Annotated in this window: 20 protein-coding genes; 4 read left to right on the top strand and 16 right to left on the bottom strand. The window is 43.3% G+C overall.

Annotation, left to right across the window (positions count from 1 at the left end; translation table 11 throughout):
* Window positions 1–92 precede the first annotated feature (92 nt).
* Together Q0418_RS03070 and Q0418_RS03065 are read left to right on the top strand one after the other, a co-directional pair.
* Window positions 93–1,271, top strand: coding sequence for a recombinase family protein (locus Q0418_RS03070; protein ID WP_367276215.1), 1,179 nt, complete (start codon window positions 93–95; stop codon window positions 1,269–1,271).
* Entirely contained in the window at window positions 1,259–2,833 is a 1,575-nt protein-coding gene (locus tag Q0418_RS03065) for a recombinase family protein (RefSeq protein WP_298482129.1), read from the top strand. Before Q0418_RS03070 ends, Q0418_RS03065 begins: the two co-directional genes overlap by 13 nt.
* 111 nt (window positions 2,834–2,944) lie before the next feature.
* Here Q0418_RS03065 and Q0418_RS03060 read toward each other — a convergent pair whose 3' ends face one another.
* The 10 genes from Q0418_RS03060 to Q0418_RS03015 form a co-directional block, all read right to left on the bottom strand.
* Window positions 2,945–3,478 (bottom strand): hypothetical protein, encoded by a 534-nt coding sequence (locus Q0418_RS03060; protein WP_298482127.1) that lies wholly within the window; start codon window positions 3,476–3,478, stop codon window positions 2,945–2,947.
* Window positions 3,475–5,682, bottom strand: coding sequence for a DEAD/DEAH box helicase family protein (locus Q0418_RS03055; protein WP_298482125.1), 2,208 nt, complete (start codon window positions 5,680–5,682; stop codon window positions 3,475–3,477). Before Q0418_RS03055 ends, Q0418_RS03060 begins: the two co-directional genes overlap by 4 nt.
* A 45-nt stretch (window positions 5,683–5,727) precedes the next feature.
* Window positions 5,728–6,090: a hypothetical protein gene (locus Q0418_RS03050; RefSeq protein WP_298482123.1), complete on the bottom strand. Its 363-nt coding sequence runs from the start codon at window positions 6,088–6,090 to the stop codon at window positions 5,728–5,730.
* A gap of 101 nt (window positions 6,091–6,191) precedes the next feature.
* Window positions 6,192–7,184, bottom strand: coding sequence for a YafY family protein (locus Q0418_RS03045; RefSeq protein WP_298482121.1), 993 nt, complete (start codon window positions 7,182–7,184; stop codon window positions 6,192–6,194).
* A gap of 571 nt (window positions 7,185–7,755) precedes the next feature.
* Window positions 7,756–9,156 (bottom strand): ATP-binding protein, encoded by a 1,401-nt coding sequence (locus tag Q0418_RS03040; RefSeq protein ID WP_298482120.1) that lies wholly within the window; start codon window positions 9,154–9,156, stop codon window positions 7,756–7,758.
* A gap of 360 nt (window positions 9,157–9,516) precedes the next feature.
* Window positions 9,517–11,619 (bottom strand): dynamin family protein, encoded by a 2,103-nt coding sequence (locus tag Q0418_RS03035; protein ID WP_298482119.1) that lies wholly within the window; start codon window positions 11,617–11,619, stop codon window positions 9,517–9,519.
* Between the two features lie 12 nt (window positions 11,620–11,631).
* A complete protein-coding gene (locus tag Q0418_RS03030) occupies window positions 11,632–12,891 on the bottom strand; it encodes a right-handed parallel beta-helix repeat-containing protein (protein WP_298482117.1) in 1,260 nt (419 codons plus the stop codon).
* A 1-nt stretch (window position 12,892) separates the two neighbouring features.
* Window positions 12,893–14,413, bottom strand: a complete 1,521-nt coding sequence (locus tag Q0418_RS03025; protein WP_298482116.1) for a dynamin family protein — start codon at window positions 14,411–14,413, stop codon at window positions 12,893–12,895.
* Complete coding sequence (locus tag Q0418_RS03020) at window positions 14,406–16,076, bottom strand: dynamin family protein (RefSeq protein WP_298482114.1); 1,671 nt, start codon at window positions 16,074–16,076, stop codon at window positions 14,406–14,408. Before Q0418_RS03020 ends, Q0418_RS03025 begins: the two co-directional genes overlap by 8 nt.
* Window positions 16,077–16,088: 12 nt before the next feature.
* Window positions 16,089–17,015, bottom strand: a complete 927-nt coding sequence (locus Q0418_RS03015) for a hypothetical protein (protein WP_298482112.1) — start codon at window positions 17,013–17,015, stop codon at window positions 16,089–16,091.
* Between the two features lie 244 nt (window positions 17,016–17,259).
* Between Q0418_RS03015 and Q0418_RS03010 the strand changes: the two genes are divergently transcribed.
* The gene (locus Q0418_RS03010; RefSeq protein WP_298482110.1) at window positions 17,260–17,610 is read left to right on the top strand and encodes a helix-turn-helix domain-containing protein; all 351 of its coding nucleotides are present in this window, start codon (window positions 17,260–17,262) and stop codon (window positions 17,608–17,610) included.
* Window positions 17,611–17,612: 2 nt separating this feature from the next.
* Here Q0418_RS03010 and Q0418_RS03005 read toward each other — a convergent pair whose 3' ends face one another.
* The 4 genes from Q0418_RS03005 to Q0418_RS02990 are packed head-to-tail and all read right to left on the bottom strand — an operon-like array spanning window position 17,613 to window position 19,112.
* A complete protein-coding gene (locus Q0418_RS03005; RefSeq protein WP_298482108.1) occupies window positions 17,613–18,272 on the bottom strand; it encodes a zinc-ribbon domain-containing protein in 660 nt (219 codons plus the stop codon).
* Between the two features lie 26 nt (window positions 18,273–18,298).
* Window positions 18,299–18,547: a hypothetical protein gene (locus Q0418_RS03000; RefSeq protein WP_298482106.1), complete on the bottom strand. Its 249-nt coding sequence runs from the start codon at window positions 18,545–18,547 to the stop codon at window positions 18,299–18,301.
* A 9-nt stretch (window positions 18,548–18,556) separates the two neighbouring features.
* Window positions 18,557–18,838: a hypothetical protein gene (locus tag Q0418_RS02995; RefSeq protein WP_298482105.1), complete on the bottom strand. Its 282-nt coding sequence runs from the start codon at window positions 18,836–18,838 to the stop codon at window positions 18,557–18,559.
* A 10-nt stretch (window positions 18,839–18,848) separates the two neighbouring features.
* Window positions 18,849–19,112, bottom strand: a complete 264-nt coding sequence (locus Q0418_RS02990) for a hypothetical protein (RefSeq protein WP_298482103.1) — start codon at window positions 19,110–19,112, stop codon at window positions 18,849–18,851.
* A 370-nt stretch (window positions 19,113–19,482) separates the two neighbouring features.
* Here Q0418_RS02990 and Q0418_RS02985 point away from each other — a divergent pair, with 370 nt between their 5' ends.
* Complete coding sequence (locus Q0418_RS02985) at window positions 19,483–20,775, top strand: ATP-binding protein (protein WP_298482101.1); 1,293 nt, start codon at window positions 19,483–19,485, stop codon at window positions 20,773–20,775.
* 123 nt (window positions 20,776–20,898) lie between these two features.
* Here the strand turns inward: Q0418_RS02985 and Q0418_RS02980 are convergent, their stop codons facing one another.
* Window positions 20,899–22,149, bottom strand: coding sequence for a hypothetical protein (locus Q0418_RS02980; RefSeq protein WP_298482099.1), 1,251 nt, complete (start codon window positions 22,147–22,149; stop codon window positions 20,899–20,901).
* A gap of 118 nt (window positions 22,150–22,267) precedes the next feature.
* On the bottom strand, window positions 22,268–22,791 hold a 524-nt coding region (locus tag Q0418_RS02975; protein WP_298482097.1), incomplete at its 5' end, for a relaxase/mobilization nuclease domain-containing protein.

The following is a 22,791-nucleotide window of genomic DNA, read 5'->3' as shown; positions in this document are numbered from 1 at the left end:
TTCGTTAAATAATAGGGGGTGCAAATCCGACTTAGGGGGGTGCATCGTTAAAAGGTAGGGGGTGCAAAATCGCAATCGTTAAAAAGTAGGGGGTGCAGATTTTTGCACCCCCTAAACTGCAATCGTTGCATTGTATCAAAATCAGCGTTTTTATGGATGAAGCTTTGACCGGAACAAAGGACAACCGTGAGAATTTTCAGAAGATGCTTGCGGAATGCAGAGCCGGAAATATTGATCTCATCATCACAAAATCCATTAGCCGTTTTGCTAGAAACACGGTCACACTTCTGGAAACCGTCCGAGAACTGAAAGACATTGGCGTAGATGTATATTTTGAAGAGCAGCATATCCACTCAATGAGTGCAGACGGTGAGCTGATGCTCTCCATTTTGGCAAGTTATGCCCAAGAAGAAAGTTACTCTGCCAGCGAGAATCAGAAATGGCGAATCCGCAGAGATTTTGATCAAGGGAAAATTTGCAGCATCCGGATGATGGGGTATCGCAGAACAAAAAGCGGCAGTCTGGAAATTGTACCAAAGGAAGCGGAAACTGTTCAGATGATTTTTTCAGACTATCTCTCCGGCATGGGAAAACAAGCGATTGCCAACAAGCTGAATGAAATCGGCATAAAAACAGTCAACGGCTGTGAGTGGACAACTGAGGACATTCGGCGAACCCTGAAAAATGAAAAGTATGCCGGAAATATGCTGCTGCAAAAGTCATTCCGGGAGAACCACATTACCAAGCGGAAAATCACAAATGACGGTCAGCTGCCGCAGTATTTCGTAGAAGGCAGCCATCCTGCAATCATTGAACAACACATTTTTGACGCAGTTCAGGAACGTATGAAGAAGCAGAGTGAGCAGTTCACTGCTCCGCAATCCACTGTTGCGTCATATCCTTTTACAAGCAAGATTCAGTGCAGTTGCTGCGGAAAAAGCTACCGCAGAAAGAAAACGCCCACCGGTATCGTCTGGATCTGTGCTACTTACAACACAAAAGGTAAGAAATACTGTCCTACAGCAAAGCAAATCCCCGAAAATACGTTAATTGACCTTTGTTGTGAGATACTTGGAATACAAGAATTTGATGCCGATATATTGGAGCAGCAAATTGATCAAATCCTTGTTCCAAAGCCGAATGAGCTGATTTTCGTTTTCCGTGACGGACATACAATTTCAGCACAATGGAAAGATCGTTCCCGCTCCGAAAGCTGGACAGAGGAAATGCGAAAAAAAGCAAAGGAGGATGCAAGAAAATGCCGACCGTAACCAAAATTCCAGCAAGGTTCAATCCTGAGACGCATCTGCCGGAAATGGCCACACACAGACGCCGGGTTGCCGCCTATGCGAGAGTTTCTACAGACTCCGAAGAACAGCAGACTTCCTATGAGGCACAGGTAGATTATTACACAAAATACATACAGGGGCGCAGCGACTGGGAGTTTGTTTCCGTATATACCGATGAGGGCATTTCAGCAACCAATACCAAGCATCGTGACGGATTCAATCGTATGGTTGCAGATGCACTGGACGGAAGAATTGATCTGATCGTAACAAAGTCTGTTTCCCGTTTCGCAAGAAATACTGTAGATTCTCTGACCACTGTCCGAAAGCTGAAAGAGAAAAATGTAGAGGTATATTTTGAAAAAGAGAACATTTATACACTGGACAGCAAAGGTGAACTTCTCATTACGATCATGTCCAGTCTGGCACAGGAGGAATCCCGCTCTATTTCTGAGAACGTCACATGGGGACAGCGAAAACGCATGGCTGACGGCAAAGTATCACTCCCCTATGCCAGTTTTCTGGGATACAGAAAAGGAGAAGATGGTTTACCGGAAATTGTACCGGAAGAAGCAAAAATTGTCCGTAACATTTACCGATGGTTTATGCAGGGTATGACAACTGGAAAAATTGCAAAACAACTCATGGAACAAGGCATTCCCTCTCCCAGCGGAAAACAGAAATGGTATGCCAGTACCGTTCAGAGCATTCTGACCAATGAGAAATACAAAGGTTCTGCACTGCTGCAAAAGAAATTTACAGTAGACTTTCTCACGAAAAAGCGTAAGGTCAATGAGGGTGAAGTCCCCCAGTATTTTGTGGAGGACAGTCATCCTGCCATTATTCCGCCAGAGGAATTTGAACTGGTACAGGCAGAAATGATCCGGAGAAAATCGGCAGGGAGAGAATACAGTGGCAGCAGTCTATTTTCCTCTAAAATTATATGCTCCTGCTGCGGCGGATTTTATGGAGCAAAGGTGTGGCATTCGGGCAGTAAATACCAGAGAACCATCTGGCGGTGCAATCATAAATTTCAGAACAGCGAAAAATGCACCACGCCCCATTTATATGAGGATGACATCAAGAAAAGATTCCTGACTGCCTGCGAAAAGGTCATGGAGCACAAGGATGTATTTATCGCATCTTGTCAGCAGGTCATAGAGCTGCTTTCCGACTGCTCCGCCATTGATTCGGAAATGTCGGAGATTCAGGAGCAGCTTTTTCAGAATGAACAGAAAATCCGTGCGCTGATAACGGAAAATATGAGAAATCCCATAAAACTTGACGAGTATACGGAGAAATACAACATTCTTGATGCAGAAAGAAACAAAATGAAAAAACAAATGCTGCATCTCCAGAAGCAGAAAGAGAAGCGACTTTCCCGAAGAGAATTCCTAAAGGATATGATCAGTGAAGTTGCCAGTGGTAAGCTGGATATTTCATTTTTCAACGAAAGCGCGTGGAAAATTCTGATTCAGAGTGTGACAGTTCTGGAAGATGGAAAGTTGGTTTTTAGATTTCATAATGATGTGGAAATTACAGTATAAAATTCGCCCCACTGGGCTGCCAGACTGGAGTTGTCTGGTTGCCTGGTGGGGCTGATTTTTTGAAGAGATGAGATGATCACATTTGTTTTAGAACGACATTGTGAGCTCATATTACTTTTTTGTTTCAAGTCTTATCATAATCATATCATCAAGACCGGCGTCCCTGATATCACATTTCTCATAACCTCTAAGGTACGTTTTCAGACCTAAGGCATTTAAAGCCAGGTTCATACGATTCATCAGTGTCGCAGTTCTTCTTTTATAATTAAAATCCCGCAGCAGATTTCTAAGTTTGATTTTACGGTAGGAGATTCCAGAATACGTCAGCTGCATCCAGATAAGCTTGAAATATGCGCCAAAACAATCTGTTTCTATTTCTGAATCAGCCCCTTTTTGTGATATCTCCAAAAGGATCATTTCAGCTTCATGGTATTCTCTGTCATCCAGCTCATAAAGATTCACCAGATCCATCACGCTCCGCTTGAGCAGAAAATAATCAGGCCGATAATCCCAGACTATCATCTGATTGTGATTTTCAAACAAATCTGATAAGATCTCATTTTCTCTTTTGTGGGAGGCGTTTTCGAGAAACAGGTATACCGCAATGTCCTGCGGCATCAGCTTATACTTTGTCCATACCATCACTTATCGCTCTTTCGCATATTGCATGTCCTGCACAGCACCTGCAAATTATCCTGAACTGTCAGGCCGCCTTTTGCCATAGGTATGATATGATCTACTTGTAAATAGGTACGTGTGGGAAATACTTCTCCGCATCCTGCACAGACATAATTTCCGTCTGCATTTCGCGCAGCAGCATAGGTATTCTCCCTGAGTACAAGTCCAATTTTCGGATATAATGCAATGATTTTCTGCAACGGTAACTGCTCCAGATTTCGCAGTTCTGCTTCCGTCTGCGGCTCAGTCACTGCAATCTCCACATCGCCATCCAGCTTGTCAAGCTCCAAATCAATAAGCTTTTTGAAGAAATACTGGTTGGAATAATACACGAGAATCAGGCTTCCTTCTTCCTCCCAAAGCTCCTGAATATAAGCATTCTTTTCACTGCGGCGCATATCTTCATCGTAAATTTTTCTGGCAATTTCAGATACATCCAGCTTCTTTCTGTCCATTTCATCAATAGTAACAAAGAGTGGTTCCACTGCCTTTTGTGCATAGAATTTCAGCAGATGCTCAATATCGTTCCGGTTGCAGGAAGGAATCATGTTTTCATCAAAATAGCACTGAAAACAATGCTCTGTCATATCTTCAAGCGTACCTTCTGGAATCGTTTCGCCCTCGATTCCATAATGTTCCATCAGGTTCGGCAGATCACGAATCAGGCTCTTGTAAGCAGTTTCAGTACTATTGTATACCAGAATCTGATGATTACATTCAAATGTAGAAAGCACATACATTCCCAGCGGAATCCGCTCAATAGCAGCAATCTTGTCCAGTGAAGAAGTATCTACAGCAGAATCTGCCATCAGTGCAAATTCTTCCAGTTTGGAAATAGCAATCAGACGGATATTATGCTTACGCTTTTCAGCAGTGGTTTCCTTTTCATGATATTCCGCATCTGTCAGAGTTTTCGGATTTACCCAAGCAATCTTGTCGTTCCAGTCGTCCACAAAGCTTACAATGTAGGCTTCTTTGGTACCGCCTGCTTTGAGTCCGCGCAAAGCTCTGCCAACCATCTGGGTCATGAGCGTAGTGGAAACCGTGGGACGTGTCAGAAATACCGTGTGTGTTTTCGGCAAATCTGTGCCCTCTGTGAGAATATTAACATTGATGAGAACCTGTATCTCTCCTTTGCGGTACTGTTCGATCTTCTGTTCATTCTCTTCATTGGAAATGGTGATACCGGTTATCATATCTCTTACGGAAGAAATAATATATTCTGACCTGATGCCATATTTCTTCCCCTTTTCATTGAAAAGTTTATTAAGAGCAATGGCATGAGCCTTATTCAATGCAAATACAATAGTGGGACCGTATTTCTCATAATTGTTCATATACTCGTCCACAATAAGCCTGTTACGCTCCTTATTGTCTGCGATATCATTTGCAATGTCTTCAGGGAGCATATCCAGATTCTCAATGCTTTTCAGAGCATTTATTCCCAGATGTTCTGTAAACTGTATTTTGGTTTCACAGGGGTTGAAATAAGGAGTTGCAAGAATACCTTTTTTGATAAGAGCATCTAAATCTGTTTTATACACAATATCATCTGTGAAGATCTGCTTGAGTGCGCCCTGCTCGTCCTCAGAGGTACGGAATGGCGTTGCCGTAAGTCCCAGAAGCTTCATGGACTTTGTGTGATCTGCAACATACTGAATGATTTTCTTGTATGACTTTGCAACTGCATGATGCGCTTCGTCGACCACCAGATAGATTTCTTCGCCGTTCAGCCATTTATCCAGCTTGTCCATGCTGCGGATAAGGCTATCCTTGCCTGCAAAAATGATATTATCAGTCTCCTTGATATGTATGAGCTTGTCGTGCATACCAGAAACAATGCGGTAGCTGAACACGGTGCGGTTTACCATATTGTCCGTATATGCATTGCGTGCAAAAGCCTCTGCCGCTTGCTCCAGAAGCAAATGGCGGTGTGCTATCCAAAGGATTTTCTTGCCCTTATCCACAGCGTTCCGGAGCAGCCAATGTGCTGCTGTTAAAGTCTTTCCGCCGCCTGTTGGGAGTACAAGCAGGGTACGAAACTCTCCCTTTTTATCCATTGCATCCAGTTTCTTTACTGCTTCTTCCTGATGCTCGTAGAGTTGTCTTGGATTCCTGCCATTGGCAGGCGTGATTGTTTGTGCATTGATGTTTTCTACCATAATTGGCATGTTGTTTCACCTCAGAATTTCTTACACAGCTCAAGCTGTTAATGATTATAGGTTGACGCTCTTAAATATTGTAACTAAATCAGCCATAAAGGTTTTATAATCCTTGTTATAGAGAGATTTGCAATTTCTGAGCCTGTTTTCAATTTCAACCATTGCTTCTTCAGAGACTTCCTCAGAAGAAAATGAAATTTCAAATTGATAACCTGCTTCAGGCATATGAATTGTTGCTCTGATTAGTTTGTCCCCTTTAATGCAGTCAAGATGAAAGGCACCATCTATGTCAATCTCGCTTAGATACAATGTTCTGCCCTCAAAGGGAACGGTCTTTTGAATTTTTATCCTTTTAAATTCATTTTTGATGATTTTACCGAACTTATTTTCTTTCTGTGCTGCCTGGTTCTTGTTCATTTTTAATACTCCTGACATTTAAAATTTCACCTGTGTACTATCATTTCCTCAAGTTCTGATATAAGTATATCATGTCAGATGTACTATAAACAGTACTATGATTACTTTTCAGTATCTGTATACATTTCCACCACTTCCAAAGCAAGACGTTGTACCTCATCTGCCACCCACAGCGGTGAAACTATGAAAGCTCCTTCGCCGAATCCGATAATCCATGAAAGAAAAGTCGGACTTACTGCCGCCTGGAAATCTGCACGGAAGCAGCCATCTTCCAGTGCTGACAGACGCACATTTTCTCCAAAACGGTCTATGACTACATTCAGATATGATACATCAAATACAGCTGTAATATGTTCGGTTTCACCATCGAACATGGAGAAAATCGGCTTTACATAATTTGCCGCATTAAAAGGCTCCCTCGGCATACTACAACGTTCTTCGCTAACTGCAATATCAGTCATTCTGTCCACTTTATAATGGACGAAGTCTTCATACTTTTCGTTGTAGGCAATGAGATAATAATTTTCGTTATCAAAGGTCAGTGCCATCGGATTGGTGCGATAATTCTCGCCATTTTTACGATATACCTTTTCTCTTTTGATATTGTAATCATAATATCGAAATGTGATTTTTCTGGTTGAAGCAATGGCATTATGAAGTGTATCCACATTATAAAAGATACTCTCATTCATACTCTTGATTCGATCATAGATGTAAATCTGACCTGAAAACTCTCTCGCCTGCGGTTTGCTTGCAAGACTTTTCAGCTTTTTGATCAGTGATTCGCTTTTCTTTTTGGTAATAAATCGTGAAGATTGTACACTATCAATCATAATTTTCAATTCGGCCATTTCAAAAATTCTGGATCCTAAGAAATACTCACAGGTTTTGCTTTTTCGCATCACAATGTCCACTCCAAAAGCCTGAAGTGTCCGGATATCATCATAAATCGAACGCCTTGCAGCTGAAATTCCGTTGCGTTCAAGCTTTGCAATGATCTCGTTGACCGTGAGTGTATGTTCCTCATCAGTTTCTTCATAGAAAAATTTCATAATATACAGAATCTTTTGTTTCTGGTTTTCTGATTTTGGCATATGCTGCACTTCCTGACATTACCGATTTAGTTTACTTCATTATAACATTTTAGATGATGTTAGTCAACCGCCTTATAACATCATGATCTGGGTATCACGAATAGATCTTTTTCCAGTTAGTGCACCCAAACGACAATAAAAAAACGATAGCTTTACCCTATCGTTTCGGAATTGAAAAAATTGCACAAATTTTTCTGTCTGAATTTGGTGGCTGTCAAGCTATCGTTTCTTTATTCCGCAATTACGGACTTTCGGGCATAAAAATGCACTCTAATTTTTGTATCAAAATTAGAGTGCAAATATGGTTGCGGGAGCTGGATTTGAACCAACGACCTTCGGGTTATGAGAATTCTATTGCTCATATCATCCAGTATCAAAATGTGTCAAATTGTACGCAAATTCGGTCTTTTTCAAGTTCTATATACAAAAACTGCAATATGTTTTTTACTCCGGTGGATGTATCTGTAGATGTATACCATGAAAAAAATATATTGGAATTTTTGCGTTTCAATCATCAGAACTCCCCTGCCACATTTACGTATTCCTTTTGCGGTTCAACTATAGCAGAACATCATGCTTCTAATTCAAACAAATCATCAATCTCTACAAGAACCACATTCTCACGCTTTGCACGTTCCTGCACAGCAGTTGTATACCCGCCTTTGCTAAACAGATAATAATACCGATTCTTGGGCTGTTTGAAAAATTCAGAGGCACACATAAAATCATCATATTCCTTCATATCAAAAGCTGCATTTTTGAATTTACACTCACAGAAAATTGCTGACTCCCGATTTCGATTCAGAGCGAGGATATCAATATCATCCTGTTTTTTCGTTTTGGGATTTGCACCCCACCATCTCCCAATGTCATGTGGAACAAATGGCAGTTTTCGCTGTTTCGCCAGTCGAATCAGATATTGACAGCAAATTGTCTCAAAGATGCCTCCCATATATGAAGGTAGATTTTCCATGATCTCTGCTGCCGCTTCTTCATCACCGAGCATTTCATAATAACTGCGGTTTGCAAAGACAAATCGATACCAGAACAGAAAGAAGTTATCAGCAATTTTGTACAAGCTTTTTTTGGATGATGCGTCATCTCCACAGGGCGTAATTCTTTCGATCAACTTAATCGTTTGAAGCGTGCTGATATATTTCGCACATTTCTGGCTCTCTTCATGGGTTTTCAAAGAAATGTCATTGAGTCTGCTGGCACCCTCTGCGATGACTTCAAATATGCTGTTATATACAGCAGGTTCCCGCAATTCCATTTTCAGCAGGAGCTGCGGTTCGTCTTTCAAGAATGCCCCTGTCCGAAGAATCTGCTCCGCGATATTCTGTTCAATAGAAAGCGTATCATGAAACGTATTTAGATAACAGGGAATCCCTCCAAGGATGCCATAGGCAAGCAGCTTATCCACATTGGAATAATTAGGAAAGAACAGCGAACTATCCAAATAGTCAAAAGCCTGTACTTCCAACTGACTGGTGGAACGTCCATATAAAGGACTTTTATAGCCCATCACTTCATTTTCCATGAAGCTGACGCTGGAGCCGCATAGAATCAGAAACATTTTTTTCTCGTTCCAGCTGTGATCAATGGTATGCTGTAAAATGCTTTTCACAGAAGGATTTTCACTTGCGACAAATGGAAATTCGTCTATGATCAAAACAGTTTTCTCTTGTGACGCTTTTTCTCCGATATATTGAAACGCAGTTTCCCAACTGGAAAAGGTACCGAAAAAGCTGCCTTCCAAGTGAGTTTGCACAGTTCTTGAAAAGTCCTCCAGATTCAGTGCATCATTTTTCTCCTGCGCAGAAAACAGGATCGTTTTGTGCTTTTTGGAAAACTCACGCAGCAGCGATGTTTTCCCTACTCTTCGACGACCATACATCACCAGAAACTGAAAACTCTCCCTTGCATAAAGATCTTCCAGCAGTTTCAATTCTGACTTTCTTCCAAGAAACATTCCAAGTCCTCCAGCTCATATTTACTGAATCATGATTATTATACTTTAAATTCCGTAGTTTGTCAAGAGAGGAGATAACAAAAATTTGAACCAACTATGATATGTATTGTTGAAAACCGTCTTAGGATTCTATCTTACATTCAAACTTGTCACACCGCATCCCGCCTGCCATGTTCAGATTTCGTTTCAGGCACATACAGTGCGCATGCGGGTCGAATTTCCAATAACTATGCTTCGTATCCTGGGGCTTGATATGTTCGTTTGTCACATCATACCAGTGTTTACAGAAGGCGCAGCGCTGGACTTTGTTGCCGTCTAATTTGATGGATGCCATCATTTTAAGTTTCTCCTTTCTGTGAATCAGGAAATCTGAGAATCAGATAATTTCTGAATTGCCTCGTGGTACTTTGTAATTTCCTGTTCTTTGTTTTCAAACTGCTTTTGCAGGAGATCAAATTCTTCCTGAATATTCCGAAGCAGTTCTTCTTGGAATGTACCTTGCATCTTATCAATAGATGCCCTGAAATTTGTAACAGAAGCAGTAAACTGACTAGTCACTGCCTCAAACAGCTGATCCATGGTTTCCGCAAGCAGGCTCTGTAAATTGGAACGACTGCTGGAATCCCGGACTTCGCCGGAAAACTTTGAGGAAATGGCATTGAGAAATGGGTCAATATCAATTTTCAGCACCGGAAATTCCAGACGATTCAATGTTGCTTCGGTAATATGCCGGAAATGGTTGATGTCGAAATTTTCGTCTCCGCTGTCAAAATTGTCCAGAATCGTCTGGAGTAGCCGCCGTTTGGTTGCCTTAACATCTACTGCACGCTGAAATGCGGCTTCGATATCAGAACAAGCATCATATCCAAATGTGCGGACATTCTCCAGTGCATCCGAGGTTGCAAGATAAGTATAAGTTGTGGAGTAACTTGTAGTTTCACGATGTCCACCCCACTTAAACCAGAGAAAACTCTTTTGCCCAACCATATGAGAGCTGGTATGCCACTCCGTTCCGGTCTTTTCCTCCAGACGAGAGCATTCCCGGCAATTTTCCCGCAGCTTGCGCAGGTTGTCTGCCTTTGTCTGTTCCAGTGCGATCATTAAATCTCCCAGAACCGTCTCCAATGATGCCTTGATGCCAGAAATCTGGGATTCCATCGCTTTTTTCTGTTTCCCCAGTTTTTCCCTATCACCAGCTTCCAGCACCTGCAATTTCCGCTTTGCTTCTTCTGACATCATACGCACTGCAGCATTCCACTCGTCATGTACTCTGGGCAAAAACTGTATTGCCTTTTGCTGTAAGGTCGCATCCTTATCGGAGACAATTTTCTGGAATAATGTCTTGACGCAGTCCATGTTGCCGATCTCCAGCATCAATTCCGGTGTGAGATCACCGAATTTGTTCAGTTTTTTATAGACAAATGCTTCATTCCTGGAAAAGGAGTCTATGGGCTTCTGCGCCATATTATACAACATAGAGGAAATAAAGATAGGATCGTGGCACTGCTCCAGTACTCTCGCCGCAGCACCGCCGTCTGCCTTTGCACGCTTGACAATTTCCGCTGACTGTGTGCAAAGTGCAGCTTTGACCTTGTCCATAGTGCCTCGAAGTGAACCCACCTTGCGCAGCTCATCCAGCAGACCATCATCAAATCGACTGCAAACCAGCACCAGATGCTCCACGCCTTTCTGGGGCAACTGAGAGGTGATCAGCTTCATATCATTGCCATCGATAAACTGAGAGGCACGGCTCAGGAAAAAGACCACGTCACATTTCTCAATGAATTCTCTTGTTTTGTCCGTGCGGGATGCAATGGCATCGTTCAGACCTGGCGTATCCACCACGCTGATTTCCGCAAGCTCTGGGCGGTTCATGCGGATGGTGACATTTTTGACCATGGGTGTCAGTCTGCCGTTTTCACCAACGTATTCGTTGAGCTGTCCCATGAGGGCATCCACGGATTCAAACTGCACCGCATCCGTTCCTCTTTCCAGGTATTCCCGGGGGTCAATGCCGTTTTTGGAAACCATGTTCATGATCTCTCTTGCCACATCATGTTCATTGTCGGAGATGTCACAGCGGGAATATTCCTCCAGAAGTGACCATTCCTCCGGATTGTAATATTCCACGCAGATGCTGTTGGTTTCGGCGTATTCGATTTTGGTCAGGGTCGCTGTTTTCGGCGTTCTGGCACTGGGGAGCACATCGGCACCGTCAAACAGCAGGGTGTTGAGAAAGGTTGACTTTCCGGCTTTCACCTGACCAATGACGCCGATGTTCAGCTTCCGGTCGCTGCGGTAAAAGTCGTCTGTTTTGGCGACAAAGCTGTCACGCACCCGGCGCAGGTCGGTGAGCGTCAGGTAGTCTGCATAGGGTGCAAGCTGCGACAAGGTCTGGTCGGCACGGGTGAGAAATGCGTTGATTTTCGCCTGTTCTGCGGCGGTTTTTTCAAAAATTAACATTGTTACACCTCATTATATGTTATGACTATTTATTATAGTATTACCTTTCTCTTCGTTTACATGATAAAATAAATGATATTGCGTTCCTGTACCATCTGAATGACAATTAGAAAAATGTGAATTTATCACTCTAACCTTATAGCAATCAGAAGATCTATAATAAAGTATGCTGTAACTCCCATAATCTCTATAATAACCTGCTGATGTATGTATATCACTAAAATCACAATTTTCAATCAAAATAGAATTACCTTTATTATTGGAAGTGTCGCAAAAAACAGCACCTGTTGCCTTACCATCATAATAACAATCATGAGCAGAATAAACAGAAAAACCTCTGAATTTACTGTTTTTTACCAGAATATTGGAGTTAGAGAGTTCAAAATCTATTGCTCTATCTGCATAGTAATAGTCGCTTTTACCATCCTCATAAACAAAATCGTGTTTTCCATTCCACTCAAATGTACAATTGTCGATAATAATATTATCAATTGCAACAAAATATAATGTGGTGCTTCGAATCGTACAATTCCGCAGTACAACTGATTTTATAGATTGAAAGACAATCAGTTGATTCATAAATTGATTTTCAATCACTATGCTGTCCAGATTTTTGAATGTTGTTCCCACATCAAATAATGACGTGTCAGACTGCTTCTTGGCGTAGTAATATCGGTACGTCGGTATATCAATCAATAGCCCACAGACAAATTGCTTTGTATAGCAGACCATCTGCTCCAACAGCTTGCCCTTGTTCTCTTCCTCATACCCAGCATTTGCCGTTTCATACTTCTCCGAATCCTGCTCCAGAATGGAAACCGCCAGTTCCGTCAGATACTGCATCTTTCCCTTGTCAAATCCCAGCACATCGCCGATCTCCGCCAAAAACTCCACTTGTTTCTTATTGGGTGCTCCGTTTGCACAGGCAATAAGCAGACTGTCCACAAAGAAAATCTCGCTCAGGTCATTTTCCTTGCACTGCTTGAGGAACTCTTCCACCTTATCTGCACTGATCTCCATAGCACGCTTTATGTGCTCCGTTATGGGCATGGATTCCTCACAGCCCGCCATAATACGCTGAATAAAGCGATTCTGGTTCTCCACGTCCTCATTTTCATACTGCGCCATGACACAGAGCATATCGAAGTACAGCCCCCGCACATATTCCTCACACTTGGAAATAGGATGCTCCAGGATGGGATGGCTTTTCGGCTGATTCCTTTTGAAAAAAGTCCGGATCTGTTTCACCTTTGTATCAATTGCATTTGCCATTTCAATTTCCTCCTAATGTTGCATAAATCATATCTGCATGAAGTTCCATACAATCGTGCAGATGCACCTTGTTTCGGTCTATCTTTGTCATATCCTCCAGCATTTCCGCCAGCTCCGATTGATACGCCATTGTGCCGGAAATGGAATTGAACACCGGCTGAAGATCTGTAAAGCGTTCGGTCAACAGCATAGCGAAGTCGCTGCACAAATTCTTGTGTTTTGGCGTATCCATACCATGCTTGGCACAATAAGTGTCCAGCACCGCCTTAGGGTCTGTAATACGGTCAGACAGCAGGTCGATCTCTGATGGCTCCGGCATCTCAATGGAAACCGCATCACCAATGCGCTTGATTTCCGTAAAGAACTGATCCTGTAACTGGTGCAGCTGTTCCTTCAACTCCTTCAGATCGCTGATCTGCCGCTTTGCTGCATTGTCCATGGAATTCAAATAATCCCGTGCATCATCATTTTCCAGGGACACATCTGCCAGAATATGCGACAAGCGACTGTGCTGTTTTTTCTCCTCGTCCAGCAGTTCGTCGTAATACTCCTTACACTTGGTAAACAGCACCTTGAAGTTATACGCAAACCGACTTTCTGTCACACTGTCGTCCCACTGGTGCAGATATGCCAGGATTTTATCCTTGTCATAATCGTCCGGTTCCTCGCTGGAATATGCCAGCACATCCAAATAGCGGATCCCTTTGAGATTCAGCACATCCCGGATTTTTTCTATGATCTCGTCCAGTTCATCCGGGAACACCTTGTCCGCCTTGTTGACAATGATCAGCTTCGGGATCTCCGGCTTCAGGGTCTTGATGAATGCAATGTCCGATTCGGTGATCGTTCCTGCTTCTGCTTGGACAAACCACAGAATGAAGTTGCTGGAATTGAGCTGAGTACGTGCGATCTTTTCATCTGTTTTGGCGGAATAGCCTGCCGTATCTGCCTTGGAATACCCCGGCGTATCCAGCAGAGCAATATGTGCGAACGGCTGCATGGGTGTGGAAATAAACAGACTGGACAACAGGTGTCCCAGAGTAACTTCTGTGCCGTCCGTGTCATCCTTTCCGAAGCCATGGGATAGCAGCATGACATCCTCCAGCTGCATCTGTACACGGGACTGGAATGTATTGATACCATGAACTTCGACATCGCTTCCGTGTACAAGATACGCCGGAACAGAGGTAGACGGGCGAATATCCGAAGGCAGGATCTCCTGATCCAACAGGGAATTCAGAAAAGAGGACTTTCCGCTGGAAAATCCACCGCCCAGCGCCACAACGTTCTTACCAATCAACTTTTCGTACAGAATGAATTCCTTAAACCGCTCGTATTCCTGCTTGAAGTCGAAGTACAGTTCCGGGAAATTGGGCGGTGCGTTCTTCTCCAGTGTTTCCGGCAGTTCTGTGAAGATCAACGTTTCGATTTCAGACAGGTCTACCTGTAGATCTGCAGTTTCTTCATACTGAATGATCTGTTTCAACAATTGAAACTGCTGTTTTATGGTTTCCTCATACATTACACTGTACTCCTTCCTGTTTCAACATCATTTCCACTTGCTGCAAATCAGCAGTAAGCTCCTGTTCCATAGCCTGACGCTCCTGCTCTGTCTGATGCAGCTTTTCTTCCAGATCTGCAAGTGCCTTGCGATGTAGCTCGACTTTTTCTGCGATAGCAACATCAATTTCAGCATTCACCTTGTCTGTCATCTCCAAAATTGAGGACTCGATCTGCGGTCTGACCGAAGCTGTTACTTCTTGAATGATCTCACGTACACGCTGGGCAGCTGCTTCCCGTTTCTGTGCCGCTTCTTTTTTACGGGCGTGTTTGTTGATGGCATTTCCAATAAATGTACCCACAATAAATCCTACAGCTGCGCCAATCGGTCCCAAAATACTTCCCACAATTACAGCAATTCCACTGGAAACTGGTGTCACAATATTTTGCAGAGAACTGCGCATTCTCTCATTATCCTCAATCATACCCGGCTGCAATAGCGGCGCACTGGTATCGGTCTGGAAATTTCCTGCCTGCATCAGATCGGAAATATTGTTCAGATACCGCCGGATCTTTGGTTCCAGCTGATTGTGTATCTCAGAAGTAATGGCATTTCTTACCGTGTAATTGACCTTATCCTGAATACTGCCGCCCTGTATCAACAAGTTTTCCAGCACAGATGCACTTTTGCGCAAATCATCTCCCACTCTGTTCTGAACGGCAGAAATACAGCGGTTTGCCTGTTCCGCAAAGCGGCTTTTTTCCTCTTCTACACTGTTTTGCAGCGATTTGATCTGTTCTTCCAGCAGTTCCTTATCTGCTTGCAATTGTTCTGCATCGCTGCTGCGCAAGGAAAGCTGCTGTTTCAGATAGATGCGGATGTTATCCAACTGCACACAAAGTCTCTGAGAATAGAACCGCTGAAAAATCTGGTCACTCTGGCTTTGTAGTTCCAGCAACAATTCCTTGAGTTCTTCCGCCTCCTCCATAGCAGAACTTGTGATCGCAATTTTTACATTTTGCAGCCCCATTTTTTGCTCCATAGTTTGCCGAATATGAGACACTGTTTCCTCCAGCTCGTCCGGCATGATCTTGTCTGACTTGGTAATGACCATGAAAACAGGCTTCTCGTTCAATTTCAATTCATCTAAAAAGCGAAGAACGCTTTCCCGGATAGTTCCCTCATCGGCACTGACAGTGATAAGGTACGCCAGACTGTTGGGTAAATAGTCGTCAATGGCACGATTGTGTACCTCACATCCGGAATCAAAGCCGGGCATATCCACTAGTTTCAAGGTTGGGATTTGTTTCAGAAATGCATTTTCCAGCGTCAGCTTTACCAGATGCACATGTTCAGCAGACAATGTTTTGGTGTTCAGTTCCTCAGGTTTGCCGTATGTTTCACCATTTTCGGTGCAGTATGTCACGCTGTCTGTCCCATAGGAGACTTCTGTGGGGACAGCTGTTTCCGGTGTGATTTCTGTAGAAAGCAGTTCCCGTTCCATCAGCGTATTGAGCAGGGAACTTTTTCCGGTGCTGAAGCCGCCGATAAAGGGCACGGTCACTTTGAAATCAGGGATCTCCGCAATGGCATACTCCAACTTTTCTGTGGAAAGTGCATACTTTTCCGCAAGCGTTTTTGCGGCTTGGAATTTTTGGATATAGGTGGTGTAGAGTTCTTTCATGATATTTCTCCTTTATTTTTTATAATATTCTTTTAAAGCCTGATTATAAGCCAATAGTGTGTTAGTCGTTACAACAAGTACAATTTTACTAACTGTGTTACAAACTTTTCTAGCTATGGTTTGTTTAGGTGCGGCTGCAGAACTACCTTTATTGCTTATAGAACAAGTTTTCCTGTATTTAATTAAAAAATGATTTTGGGGGTATTTATTCTTTATCTCACGAGTTGATATTTTGTATATAAACTCATGTGTTTTTTTATTTATTCTAACGAATTCGAGCGTATTCTCATATCCATACACATCACAAGTATACTTTTTTATTTCAATTTGATTTTCCAACATATGTAAATAGCAATCAAAAATCTCATACGTATTTTTTATATCGCATTGATACTGCTGAATATCCTGCATCAGCACCACTCGTGCCAGATTGGAGAGAAACACAATTTCTTCTTTCGTCAGCTTCATAAGAACGCACAATTGCGCAAGATACGCCATAGCCTGTTTTCTTCCGGCATCAAATGTCCCAGCCACCAGCATACACTCCAGCAGAAGCAGCAACCGCTTTTCATTCCCCAGAAACAACCGTGTGCATTCATCCAGTTTGTCAAAATTCATCTGTTGAGCAGACAAAAACAGCTCCTGCACATCTCCGGCGTAGTGCATGCCATGTGCGATCCGGTAAATGGTACAAAAGCTGTCCACATATGCAGTATCATCCAACGCAGCAACCGACAACAGCACTAACAGATACATTTGTTGAGTATGCTCATCACATTCTGCCATAGGATGTCCCTGAATGGCATAGCGCTTTGCCTTTGCGGAAATTTCCCGAAAATTGACTGCCTGCGGAGCAGCAGCCTGTTCTATTCTCTTACGTTCTTCTAATTCCTGATACAGTTTTTTTACATCCGCTTGTAGTTCTTCAATGCTTTTCATCTTTCCCTCCATTATATCATATTCACCAAAATAAATTTATATTCGTATAAAATTATATATTTATTATACATCATGCACACAGCAGCGTCAATAGCAAATCAATATTTTCATCACATTGTACAAAAAGCAACTCTCTATTTTGTGAAACTATAAGTTATTGTTTTACAACCCTAAAAGTTAGTTTATCCCCCACCCATTTCCGTGTACAATAAAACTATCAACCAAAACAGGAGAAAACTTGCACATGAAAACGATTCAATTCAAAGAAATGGGCTTGCGCATTCGCAGACAGCGGGAAGCCCTGGGATACACCCGGGAACAGCTGGCGGAGAAACTGGACGTTTCGCCGAAATTCTGTTCGGACATTGAACTTGGCGTCAAAGGTATGTCCATCCAGACACTGGTGAAGCTTTCGGATATCCTGAACCTGACCACCGACTATATTCTTCTGGGCACCACCTCCGAGGAAATGTCACCTCAAATGGCAGTCCTTATGAAACCGGTCACCAAATGTCCGCCGGAACAGCAGGAGAATCTGGTGACCATAATTCACACATTTTTGAAAGCAGTGTCGGAGAGAGTGCCTACAGAGTAACCTTACCCGTATATGTGCTCGTTCCGCCACGTAAAGTTGTAATAATCCCCATAATCCACGGCATCCCAGTCGTATGTCACTCTCAGCGAGTATTGCTGACCATTTGTCGTCCGGGTTGCCTGAATTACAATAGTTCCTGTATAAGGATAGGATGGATCTTCATTGACCGCCACGGAAACATTGCTATAGGAACTGAATGTTCCGTCACTGTCATAATCACCGTTTTTCAAAACATATCCATAGCAATAATCCGATTCCCATGGACATGCTGACTTATCAATCAACGTGTTCCCTGCGAGTCTTGCCAGTTCCGTGTTGCCTGTCACGTATATGCCGTAGTTATTTGATGGTGCGGCTTCAGTAATTGGTTCAATAGCATTCTCTGATTCCAGTTCTTCATATGCACCGCTACTGTTTTCGAAATCGCTGCCTGTATCCATTTCCATACAAATCGCACCCATGGAAAAGCTGATCAGGGCAACGCCAACGATTGCAACACCAATTGCTATGATTTTGCTGGGTTTCTTGCGTTTTACCGGAGTATGATTACAATTGTTCTCTGCGTCTGTATCTGACGAAAAGTCCCAATAAACCGCTGCACCGCAGTTGGCACAGAACTTCGCACCTTCATCCACTGGGCAACCACAATTATTACATAACATAACAATCCCTCCCAATATCTATTTTTTTACTCAGCGTGTGCCCGGACTTCCTCCTCCGTCCACTCCGGCTCCAGCCCGAACACACCATAGAGCCGCAGCAGCAGACAGGCATTCTGTCGTTGGATTCTGCGAACATGCGCTGCCTTTTCCGGCTCACCGATCTTTCGCAGCCAGATCTCCAGTTCACCGCTGGTATAGCTGTAAACCAGATCCACAATGCTGAAATTCCGCAGCAGTTCCGCCAGAGAATGTACTTCTGTACCATTCATAACCATACTGCTACCTCATTCTAACCCGAAAAGCATCATGAGAACCTTATCCAAATTTGCCACAACAAGCATCTGTACAAACAGTCTCAGACACCAATACAGGTCGCCGCCCCGTTCCACGCACATGACCTTGTACTTCTGCAAAATGGAGCCTTCCTCGAATTCCTTTTCCCGGAATTTTGTCACACGCTTCACAATCGCAGCAATGATACAAGCGATCCAATAAATGCGCCCGAAAAAGAGAATGACGCTGACGCCGTGATTAACACATGCCATAAAATAAGTCATGTTATCCATATGTACCTCCTTATGCAAAAATCTTAGCAATAACGTATAAAATTACGCTGAGAACGATCAGCCCGGCGAATTCTTTCGCCGTTTCCACGCCCTCATTTCCTCTGTTGATGCAGTATTGCTGATATTCCTGAATGGCTGGATTTTCGCTGAAATCGGATTTTTTGAAGCCAATCACCCATTTCAACAGCCGGAAGAATACCTCGATGGGGAAATACACCCATCCCGCAAGCCATAGGACAAGAATCACATCAATAATCGTACCTTTGATATCCATACGCTTTCCTTTCTTTGTTTTTTCGACTTTCGCAACTGTCGTTCGGTTTTATCTGACAGCTTTATCATACCATTTTTTTCAGCATAGGCATACCCAAAACAGTTTCCGGAATTTTTGGATTTTTCGGAATTGTTTTCTATTTTGTGAAAAAAACGTGCGCCATCAGATCACCGACGGTAGCTATGAAAATAACCCAGGCATTTTGAATTCTGACTGTGCGGGTGTTATTGCATTTGAATATGCTTTGATTGTAAAGTTGACGAAAAACTTGCTGCAGTTTTCAATAAAATATTGACTATTCTGCGGTATATGTGATATAATAATGAAAAGTAGTATTTAAACTCGCTGTACTTTTCAATGAGGTGATTACATGGAGATAAAAAGAGACCGATATTTACAACAGGTCATTGACTATATGTGGGATGGACAGGTTAAGGTTATTACGGGGATCCGCCGCTGCGGAAAGTCATTTCTGCTGCATATCCTTTTCAAAAAGTATCTGCTTGACCAGGGCGTTTCACCCGACAATATTCTATCAGTTGAGCTTGATCTGACCAAAGATATCAAATATCGTGATCCGCTGGAACTGGCTGCGTATGTCCGCAAGAAAGTCGAGGGGCAATCTGATCAGTTCTATCTGTTCGTTGACGAGATACAGATGTCTGATACCGTTAAGAACCCATACAATCCTGACGGCAAACCAATCACATTCTATGACGCTCTGAATGACCTGCGGTCGCTGCCGAACCTCGATGTCTATGTTACGGGCAGCAACTCGAAAATGCTTTCCAAAGATATCTTGACCGAGTTCCGTGGGCGCAGCGACGAGATACAGGTACATCCTCTCAGCTTCGCAGAGTATTATTCTGCTGTTGGTGGTGACAAGGAGGACGCTTTCGAGGAATACGCTTTTTATGGTGGTATGCCGCTGGTACTGTCACGTCCGAACGATACGGCAAAGGCAAATTATTTGACCTCATTGTTCTCAGAGGTTTATATCAAGGATATCGTCGAACGAAAGAAGATTGAGCGTGAGGATATTCTTGGTCAGCTGCTTGACCTGCTATGCTCCTCTGTCGGTTCTCTGACTAACCCGAAGAAGGTTGCCGATACGCTGCGTTCCAAGACTGGAGAGAATTTTTCGCAGAACACCATTTCTGCATATATCAATCACCTTGAAGATGCCTTTCTTTTCAGTGAAGCCAAACGTTTTGATGTCAAGGGGCGTAAATACTTCGAATACCCCTACAAGTATTACTGTGAGGACATCGGTCTGCGTAACGCACGCATCGGTTTCCGTCAGCAGGAAATGACTCATATCATGGAAAATATCATCTACAACGAACTTATCCTTCGAGGTTTCTCAGTAGATGTGGGCGTGGTATATTCCAATGAAAAGAATGGAAATGGCAGCTATTCCAGAACCGCACGGGAAATAGACTTCATCGCTTCCAAAGGCGGTAAAAAGGTTTATGTTCAGTCTGCGTTTGCCCTGCCCGATAAGGATAAGACCGAGCAGGAACTGAAACCCTTTGCCCTGACCGGTGATTCTTTTCCGAAGATCATCGTCCGGAAAGACATCCGCAAGCGGTGGTATGATGATAATGGTGTGCTGAATATCGGACTGACGGAGTTTTTGTTGGATGAATCCATAATATCATAAAGAATATCTCATCCTCCCAAAATCCGAATTGTTATGCAATAACTGGGTAGGGAGCGTTTTGGTGTTTGGAGACAAAAAAAGCGTGCGCCGTTCTGACGCACGTTTTCGTATCCTATGAGATTTTTACACTGCATCTTCCGCCGCATCCAGTACCCATTCCCGAAGCTGCTCTTCCATTTCTCCCAGCAGAAACAATTCTGCATAGGTCAGCGCATTGGCGTGCTCCTGGGTAATTCGCTCCGCATTGGCGGCATCGTAAAGCTGTCTGGCAAACTCACTGATAGGCTTTCCATCGTAAAATGCACGCATGGCATCCCGGAACAGTGTCACATCCAGAGCATTATCATAGGCAATAGACAGCACGGGATTTTTCTCTGTGAAAGCGATCACATCAAAGTTCTCGTACTCGTGATAACTCACGATCTGGGGAAATCCCAGATGCATCAGAGATTCCACCTTTCGCCGCAGATGCATGGGAATTTCCTCGTTGGGTTGGCAGTTGTCATAGTACCAGTCGCTGAGATTGCACAGATTGGCAAAGCAGTAATCGGAAAAGGCAATGTCTACCTCCGGCTCGTCCAGATAATTTCCCCGAAGATGATCATACAGTTCCAGATACGACTGGTAGGTGTCGAAATTCTTGCCGTTATCCACCTCAATATTGTATTCCTCATACTCAAACACATTCTGGAAATTGGGTTGATATCCGGAACGATTCAGCATCATCTTGTGCTTACGGCTCAGCACTGCCATATACACATAGGGCTTTACCGCTTTCAGATTATCATTGCTGTTTACCAGCCGCACCAGCTCGCCGATATTCTCCAGATAGATATTGCTTTTTCTGCCGCTGTACAAAAATCCATGTTCCAGAGACAACCGGAAAAGCAATGCCTGTTCCTCCTGAATATCCTGGTGAGACTGGGATTTCCCCGACTTTTTTAGGGATTTTTTCAATTGCTGCAATCGTTCCCGAAATCCTGGCTGTTGGCGAATAAATTCCAGAAGTTCTTCCATTCTCCGTTTTTGCTCCAGCCAGCAGCGGATGTCCTGTTCATCATCCCGTTCCTCCGGTGTCAGATCAAACAGCAGACCACAATCTGTCGCCATAGCACAGTACATGAATTGCAGATCTTCATTTGCTGGCAATTCTTCCAGCGTTTCTGTCAAAGAAATACACAGGGTCATGAAATTCCGGTCGAGGATATTATATTGCTGCACCAGCCTGGCAAAACGACTGCGGAACGCATCCACCTGATACAATACTTCGTCGAAAGATAATTTATGCCGCCGAAGCAATTCCTCCAACGGTTCGTATTCATCTGCCGCCTTTCCTACAAATTTGTAGATCTCGTAGTTTTCATCGTACTCCATAGTACCACCGCCTTTTTCTATATCATAGCATATTTTTTATGCGGTGTAAATGGGAAATGGTTCGTTGTTTTTGATTGGAATCTGGAACTGTTTTGAAAGACTGCGTATTACAACAGCATCAGTACTTCCTCCCACAATGGCTCTCATAAACCACATTCCACCTCTTATCACACGTCATATCTTTCAAAAATCCCAGAAACGCATTCAAATCACTATGATTCTCCGCAAACATTCTCCCATCCAAATAGCTGACAGAATTCAGGATAATATGGGCATGGAATAATGATGCACACTGCCCACTTCGTCTTTTCTGTCCTTTCATATGCACACACCATGCCACCTGATATTTATATGCATAATAGGAGGCAATGTTCCTTGCCAGGTAGATTGCACTTCCCTCTTCATGCACCTTCCGGTTGTCAAAAGATACCACCATATGAATCAACGGATTTCCACTGACCTTCCCGAAATAACGCTTTACCTTCATCATCTCTTCAAAGGCACGCTCTGCATCCAGGCTCACCCCTCTTGCCTCTTGGGTTATCGCTCGTTCATCCCAGATGTAACGCAGTGCATGATATAAATATGATGCATCTGCACTGGTGTTCCGAATTATTTTAAGAGTTCCCATATTGCATCCTC

The organism is uncultured Ruminococcus sp. (assembly GCF_937915125.1).
In the GTDB taxonomy this organism is placed as follows: domain Bacteria; phylum Bacillota; class Clostridia; order Oscillospirales; family Ruminococcaceae; genus Ruminococcus_C.
This window is presented reverse-complemented; position numbering and strand designations above follow the sequence as displayed.

What these genes read in the sequence shown, in the direction of transcription:
- Q0418_RS03055 (WP_298482125.1), bottom strand. Translation starts at nt 5,682, where the DNA reads ATGCCAATTATGGTAGAAAACATCAATGCACAAACAATCACGCCTGCC.
- Q0418_RS03045 (WP_298482121.1), bottom strand. Translation starts at nt 7,184, where the DNA reads ATGCCAAAATCAGAAAACCAGAAACAAAAGATTCTGTATATTATGAAA.
- Q0418_RS03035 (WP_298482119.1), bottom strand. Translation starts at nt 11,619, where the DNA reads ATGTTAATTTTTGAAAAAACCGCCGCAGAACAGGCGAAAATCAACGCA.
- Q0418_RS03010 (WP_298482110.1), top strand. Translation starts at nt 17,260, where the DNA reads ATGAAAACGATTCAATTCAAAGAAATGGGCTTGCGCATTCGCAGACAG.
- Q0418_RS03050 (WP_298482123.1), bottom strand. Translation starts at nt 6,090, where the DNA reads ATGAACAAGAACCAGGCAGCACAGAAAGAAAATAAGTTCGGTAAAATC.
- Q0418_RS03005 (WP_298482108.1), bottom strand. Translation starts at nt 18,272, where the DNA reads ATGTTATGTAATAATTGTGGTTGCCCAGTGGATGAAGGTGCGAAGTTC.
- Q0418_RS03030 (WP_298482117.1), bottom strand. Translation starts at nt 12,891, where the DNA reads ATGGCAAATGCAATTGATACAAAGGTGAAACAGATCCGGACTTTTTTC.
- Q0418_RS02980 (WP_298482099.1), bottom strand. Translation starts at nt 22,149, where the DNA reads ATGGAGTACGATGAAAACTACGAGATCTACAAATTTGTAGGAAAGGCG.
- Q0418_RS03040 (WP_298482120.1), bottom strand. Translation starts at nt 9,156, where the DNA reads ATGTTTCTTGGAAGAAAGTCAGAATTGAAACTGCTGGAAGATCTTTAT.
- Q0418_RS03065 (WP_298482129.1), top strand. Translation starts at nt 1,259, where the DNA reads ATGCCGACCGTAACCAAAATTCCAGCAAGGTTCAATCCTGAGACGCAT.
- Q0418_RS03020 (WP_298482114.1), bottom strand. Translation starts at nt 16,076, where the DNA reads ATGAAAGAACTCTACACCACCTATATCCAAAAATTCCAAGCCGCAAAA.
- Q0418_RS03015 (WP_298482112.1), bottom strand. Translation starts at nt 17,015, where the DNA reads ATGAAAAGCATTGAAGAACTACAAGCGGATGTAAAAAAACTGTATCAG.
- Q0418_RS02985 (WP_298482101.1), top strand. Translation starts at nt 19,483, where the DNA reads ATGGAGATAAAAAGAGACCGATATTTACAACAGGTCATTGACTATATG.
- Q0418_RS02995 (WP_298482105.1), bottom strand. Translation starts at nt 18,838, where the DNA reads ATGGATAACATGACTTATTTTATGGCATGTGTTAATCACGGCGTCAGC.
- Q0418_RS03000 (WP_298482106.1), bottom strand. Translation starts at nt 18,547, where the DNA reads ATGGTTATGAATGGTACAGAAGTACATTCTCTGGCGGAACTGCTGCGG.
- Q0418_RS03025 (WP_298482116.1), bottom strand. Translation starts at nt 14,413, where the DNA reads ATGTATGAGGAAACCATAAAACAGCAGTTTCAATTGTTGAAACAGATC.
- Q0418_RS02990 (WP_298482103.1), bottom strand. Translation starts at nt 19,112, where the DNA reads ATGGATATCAAAGGTACGATTATTGATGTGATTCTTGTCCTATGGCTT.